Annotated in this window: 4 protein-coding genes; all 4 read left to right on the plus strand. The window is 52.6% G+C overall.

Annotation, left to right across the window (positions count from 1 at the left end; translation table 11 throughout):
* The first annotated feature begins 144 nt into the window (after nucleotides 1-144).
* The 4 genes from HMPREF2541_RS00465 to fusA all read left to right on the plus strand — a co-directional run bounded on the left by HMPREF2541_RS00465 (nucleotide 145) and on the right by fusA (nucleotide 5081).
* Complete coding sequence (locus HMPREF2541_RS00465) at nucleotides 145-1680, plus strand: helicase HerA-like domain-containing protein (RefSeq protein WP_064087020.1); 1536 nt, start codon at nucleotides 145-147, stop codon at nucleotides 1678-1680.
* Between the two features lie 314 nt (nucleotides 1681-1994).
* Nucleotides 1995-2366, plus strand: a complete 372-nt coding sequence (gene rpsL / locus HMPREF2541_RS00470) for a 30S ribosomal protein S12 (protein ID WP_003824684.1) — start codon at nucleotides 1995-1997, stop codon at nucleotides 2364-2366.
* A gap of 117 nt (nucleotides 2367-2483) precedes the next feature.
* On the plus strand, nucleotides 2484-2957 hold the full coding sequence (gene rpsG / locus HMPREF2541_RS00475; RefSeq protein WP_023887596.1) for a 30S ribosomal protein S7: 474 nt from the start codon (nucleotides 2484-2486) through the stop codon (nucleotides 2955-2957).
* A gap of 18 nt (nucleotides 2958-2975) precedes the next feature.
* Nucleotides 2976-5081: an elongation factor G gene (gene fusA / locus HMPREF2541_RS00480; protein ID WP_070541235.1), complete on the plus strand. Its 2106-nt coding sequence runs from the start codon at nucleotides 2976-2978 to the stop codon at nucleotides 5079-5081.
* Nucleotides 5082-5246 lie beyond the last annotated feature (165 nt).

The following is a 5246-nucleotide window of genomic DNA, read 5'->3' on the forward strand; positions in this document are numbered from 1 at the left end:
ACCTGTGGTGTAAACAACGCGCCGATTTACTACAAATTAGGCTACCTGAAAACATGCTCTCTCCGCAGCCAAACAAATTTGCCGTCAAACGCCGCAATTCCGTTACAATATCGCCCGTTATCAATTTTCAGTTGGAGAGGCGCAATGGCTGAATTCCACATTGCCAAAACCGTGGCCGAAGGCCGCGATTTATGCTTGCTCGGCCAAATGGCCAACCGCCACGGCCTGATTGCCGGCGCCACCGGCACGGGCAAAACCGTTACTCTGCGTAAAATGGCCGAAGGCTTCAGCGCGCAAGGCATTCCCGTGTTTATGAGCGATGTGAAGGGCGATCTCTCCGGCATCGCCAATCCGGGCGACGGGCAGGGCAAGGTGGGCGAGCGCATGGCTCAATTCGGGCTGGATGCGGAAGGCTACCTGAAAGGCTGCCCGGTGCGTTTTTGGGATGTATACGGCGAAACCGGCATTCCCGTGCGCGTAACCATTTCCGAAATGGGTCCCCTGCTGCTCTCCCGCCTGATGGGGCTGAACGACACGCAGGAAGGCCTGCTCAACCTGGTATTCAAAGCCGCCGACGACAAAGGCTGGCATCTGATCGATTTGAAAGACCTGCGCGGCATGCTGCAATACGTGGCTGAGCACGCCAAGGAATACCGCACTCAATACGGCAATGTTTCCGCCGCCAGTGTCGGCGCCATTCAGCGCCAGCTGTTGCAGTTGGAAAGCGAGGGCGGCGATGTGTTTTTTGGCGAGCCGGAGCTTAATCTGCAAGACTGGCTGCAAACCGAAGGGGGACAGGGCGTAATCAATATCCTGAATGCCGAAAAACTGATGCGCTCGCCGCGCCTCTATAGCGCGTTCTTGCTGTGGTTTTTGGCCGAACTGTTTGAAACCCTGCCCGAAGCCGGCGATTTGGACAAACCCAAATTCGTCATGTTCTTCGATGAGGCTCATTTGCTGTTCGACAATGCCGCCGATACCCTGCTCAAGCAAGTTGAGCAAGTGGTGCGCCTGATCCGTTCCAAAGGCGTGGGTGTCTATTTTGTTACCCAAAACCCGCTCGATTTGCCCGACACCGTGCTCGGCCAGCTCGGCAACCGCGTGCAGCACGCCCTGCGTGCCTTTACCCCGCGCGATCAAAAAGCCGTGCGCGCTGCCGCCGAAACCTTCCGCAGCAATCCGAATCTCGATGTGGCGCAAGCGATTACCGAATTGGGCGTGGGCGAGGCGCTGGTGTCCTTCCTTGATGAAAAAGGCATGCCCGGCATCGTGGAGCGAGCCTTCATCTTGCCGCCGCAATCCCAGCTTGCCCCGCTTTCCGCCGCTGAACGCGACAGCCGTTTCCAAAACGACATCCTTTACCGCCACTACAAAGACGCGGTGGACAACTTCTCCGCCTACGAAGCCTTGCAGCAGCTGGAGCAGGAACAGGCTGCCGCCGCTCAGGCAGAAGCCGAAGCCAAAGCACAAAATGCCGCTACCGCGTCTGCCCAAAAAGCCGAAAGCAACAAAGGCGGCGTGCTGGACGGTTTCCTCGGCGGCCTATTCGGCAGCCGCAAACGTGCCAACCAAGGCTTGGGCTACGATTTGGCCGATTCGCTCGGCAGCCAGGTGAACAAGCAGATCACCCGCAGCATCACCCGTAGCATCATGGGCGTGATCCGCAATGCGATAAAGTAAAGTGCCTGAAAGCTGTAGCCGGGTTTGTTGCTAGAGGCAGGGACTCGGCCAAGCCAAAAGCAGATGCTTTATATATAGCTATTAAGAGGCTACCTGAAAACAGGCTAGGACAGTTTCAGGTAGCCTCGTTGTTTGGCTGGTTGATGCGGAGAGCCTCTCTGCTTCTGTGCAGAAAACAACATCTCCACCCGTAAACCACGAAAAGCTAAGGTATATTCCGCTGCTGCCATTGACCCGCTGCTTGCAAAAGAACTATAATTCCGCTCTTGCCGGCATGGTGTCGGCAAATATTTAACTCAACAGGACGAGAAAATATGCCAACTATTAACCAGTTAGTACGCAAGGGCCGCAAAAAGCCCGAGTACGTAAACAAGGTGCCCGCACTGGAAGCTTGCCCGCAAAAACGCGGCGTATGCACCCGTGTGTACACCACTACTCCGAAAAAACCGAACTCCGCTTTGCGTAAAGTGTGCAAAGTGCGCCTAACCAACGGGTTTGAAGTGATTTCATATATCGGCGGTGAAGGTCACAACTTGCAAGAGCACAGCGTGGTGCTGATCCGCGGCGGTCGTGTGAAAGACTTGCCGGGTGTGCGCTACCACACTGTTCGTGGTTCTTTGGATACTGCCGGCGTGAAAGACCGCAAACAGGCACGCTCCAAATACGGTGCTAAACGCCCGAAATAATTTTTTAATACAGGCACGTCGGCCGTTATTGCTGATATAAGCCGGCCGAGTAAGTGAATGCTCCCCAATGGGCATTCGCGGGAATCATCCCAGCTGAATAGATTAAAGGAAATTGAAATGCCAAGACGTAGAGAAGTCCCTAAGCGCGACGTATTGCCGGATCCGAAGTTCGGCAGCGTTGAACTGACCAAGTTTATGAATGTCTTGATGGTTGACGGTAAAAAATCGGTTGCCGAGCGCATCGTGTATGGTGCTCTGGAGCAAATTGCCAAGAAAGTACAGGGCAAAGAGGCAATCGAAGTGTTTAACGAAGCCATCGACAATGCCAAACCCATCGTGGAAGTGAAAAGCCGCCGTGTTGGTGGTGCTAACTACCAGGTTCCTGTTGAGGTTCGTCCTTCCCGCCGTTTGGCCTTGGCAATGCGCTGGGTGCGCGATGCAGCCCGCAAGCGTGGCGAAAAATCCATGGATTTGCGCCTGGCCGGTGAGTTGATTGATGCCGCAGAAGGCCGTGGCGGCGCCATGAAAAAACGTGAAGAAGTACACCGCATGGCTGAAGCCAACAAAGCCTTCTCTCACTTCCGCTTCTAATTTTGAAAGGCGATTGAAATGGCTCGTAAAACCCCGATTAATTTGTACCGTAATATCGGTATTTCTGCCCACATTGATGCGGGTAAAACCACTACTACCGAACGTATCCTGTTCTACACTGGCTTGACCCATAAATTGGGTGAAGTGCATGACGGTGCCGCTACTACCGACTACATGGAACAAGAGCAAGAGCGTGGTATTACCATTACCTCTGCTGCTGTAACTTCCTATTGGTCTGGTATGGCGAAGCAGTTTCCTGAGCATCGCTTCAACATCATTGATACCCCCGGACACGTTGACTTCACCGTAGAGGTGGAGCGTTCTATGCGTGTATTGGACGGCGCAGTAATGGTTTACTGTGCGGTAGGTGGTGTTCAGCCTCAGTCTGAAACTGTGTGGCGCCAAGCCAATAAATACCAAGTTCCGCGCTTGGCATTTGTAAACAAAATGGACCGTCAAGGTGCCAACTTCTTCCGCGTAGTTGAGCAGATGAAAACCCGTCTGCGCGCCAATCCCGTGCCAATCGTGATTCCGGTTGGTGCCGAGGATAAATTCGAAGGCGTAGTGGACTTGCTGAAGATGAAAGCCATTATTTGGAATGAAGCCGACAAAGGCGTAACTTTCGAATATGACGATATCCCGGCTGATTTGGTTCCGACTGCCGAAGAGTGGCGTCAGAATATGATCGAAGCCGCCGCCGAAGCCAGCGAAGAGTTGATGGACAAGTACTTGGGTGGTGAAGAGCTGTCTGAAGAAGAAATCGTTGGCGCGCTGCGTCAGCGTACGTTAGCCGGTGAAATCCAGCCGATGTTGTGCGGTTCTGCATTTAAAAACAAAGGTGTTCAGCGTATGTTGGATGCCGTGGTTGAACTGCTGCCTGCTCCGACCGACATTCCTCCAGTTCAAGGTGTTAACCCTGATACTGAAGAAGCCGACAGCCGCCAAGCCAGTGATGACGAGAAATTCTCCGCTTTGGCTTTCAAGATGCTGAATGATAAATACGTTGGTCAACTGACCTTTATCCGTGTTTACTCTGGTGTAGTGAAATCTGGCGACACTGTTCTGAACTCTGTTAAAGGCACTCGTGAGCGTATCGGCCGTTTGGTGCAGATGACTGCCGCTGATCGTACTGAGATTGAAGAGGTACGTGCTGGCGACATCGCTGCTGCTATTGGTTTGAAAGACGTAACCACTGGTGAAACTCTGTGTGCAGAAAATGCCCCGATTATCTTAGAACGCATGGAATTCCCCGAGCCGGTAATCCACATTGCCGTTGAGCCGAAAACTAAGGCCGACCAAGAGAAAATGGGTATCGCTCTGAACCGTTTGGCTAAAGAAGACCCGTCTTTCCGTGTGCGCACTGATGAAGAATCTGGCCAAACCATTATTTCCGGTATGGGCGAGCTGCACTTGGAAATTATCGTGGACCGCATGAAGCGTGAGTTCGGTGTGGAAGCTAATGTGGGTGCACCGCAGGTGGCCTACCGCGAAACCATCCGCAAAGAAGTGGAATCCGAAGCTAAACACGTTAAACAGTCTGGCGGTAAAGGTCAGTATGGTCACGTTGTGATCAAAATGGAACCGATGGAGCCGGGTGGTGCAGGCTATGAATTTATCGATGAAATTAAAGGTGGTGTGATTCCGCGCGAATTCATCCCGTCTGTCGATAAAGGTATCCGCGACACTCTGCAAAATGGTATCGTAGCCGGTTATCCGGTGGTAGATGTTCGCGTCCGCCTGACTTTCGGTTCTTACCACGATGTGGACTCTTCGCAAATTGCGTTTGAATTGGCCGCTTCTATGGCATTCAAAGACGGTATGCGTAAAGCCTCTCCGGTGCTGCTGGAGCCGATTATGGCTGTAGAAGTAGAAACTCCGGAAGAATACATGGGCGATGTGATGGGCGATTTGAACCGTCGCCGCGGCATCGTGCTGGGTATGGACGATGACGGTATTGGCGGTAAGAAAGTACGTGCCGAAGTACCGCTGGCCGAAATGTTCGGTTACTCAACCGACCTGCGTTCCGCTACTCAGGGTCGCGCCACCTACACCATGGAGTTCAAGAAATACGCAGAAGCCCCGGCTCATGTGGCAGAAAAAGTAGTAGCAGACCGCAAAGGTTAACTTTGCAATCTAGGCTGTCCTTTGAGATGGGCAGTCTTTACAGGCTACCTGAAAACCATTTCAGGTGATGAAGCTAATTTTCAGGTAGCCTTTGTTCTTTTAATCGATCTTTATATGAAAAGGAATTAGCTCATGGCTAAGGAAAAATTTGAACGTAGCAAACCG

The organism is Eikenella sp. HMSC061C02 (genome assembly GCF_001809035.1).
GTDB classification, from domain to species: domain Bacteria; phylum Pseudomonadota; class Gammaproteobacteria; order Burkholderiales; family Neisseriaceae; genus Eikenella; species Eikenella corrodens.

Coding starts and splice junctions, on each gene's coding strand:
- HMPREF2541_RS00465 (WP_064087020.1), top strand. CDS start 145: ATGGCTGAATTCCACATTGCCAAAACCGTGGCCGAAGGCCGCGATTTA.
- rpsL (WP_003824684.1), top strand. CDS start 1,995: ATGCCAACTATTAACCAGTTAGTACGCAAGGGCCGCAAAAAGCCCGAG.
- rpsG (WP_023887596.1), top strand. CDS start 2,484: ATGCCAAGACGTAGAGAAGTCCCTAAGCGCGACGTATTGCCGGATCCG.
- fusA (WP_070541235.1), top strand. CDS start 2,976: ATGGCTCGTAAAACCCCGATTAATTTGTACCGTAATATCGGTATTTCT.